This window comes from Micromonospora aridisoli (assembly GCF_056150025.1).
On record NZ_JAXCFK010000167.1, the window covers coordinates 1 to 532 of the forward strand.

General features: G+C 72.9%; 1 protein-coding gene. It reads right to left on the reverse strand.

The genetic code is table 11. From position 1 onward, the window contains the following. The coding region (locus tag SM447_RS29915; RefSeq protein WP_474576212.1) for a proline racemase family protein at window positions 1–532 on the reverse strand (532 nt) is incomplete at both ends.

The following is a 532-nucleotide window of genomic DNA, read 5'->3' on the forward strand; positions in this document are numbered from 1 at the left end:
GAGTCCGGCGGCCAGCAGGTCGCCGGCGCGGGAGCGGTCGAAGGGCAGCCGCAGGTCCGCCAGGTCCACGATGGCGTAGAAGTTCCCGCCGAAGGCCATGTCGTACGGGACGGCGCCGAAGCCCGGCACCTCGACCTCCCGGTCGAGGGCGTGCACGAACGACGGGACGTTGCGGATGGTGACCGACTGCGCCGCGCCGTCGCGCACCGCCACCTCGGCGACGACCAGCCCGGCGGGGGTGTCGAGCCGGATCGTGGTCACCGGTTCGACGACCGGCACCATCCCGGTCTCGACGAGGACCGTCGCGACGCCGATGGTGCCGTGCCCGCACATCGGGAGCAGGCCGGAGACCTCGATGAACAGCACGCCGTAGTCGGCGTCGGGTCGGGTGGGCGGCTGGAGGATCGCACCGCTCATCGCGGCGTGGCCGCGCGGCTCGTACATCAGCAGGGTGCGGACGTCGTCGCTGTGCTCCATGAACCACAGCCGCCGCTCGGCCATGCTCGCCCCGGGGATCGTGCCCACGCCACCG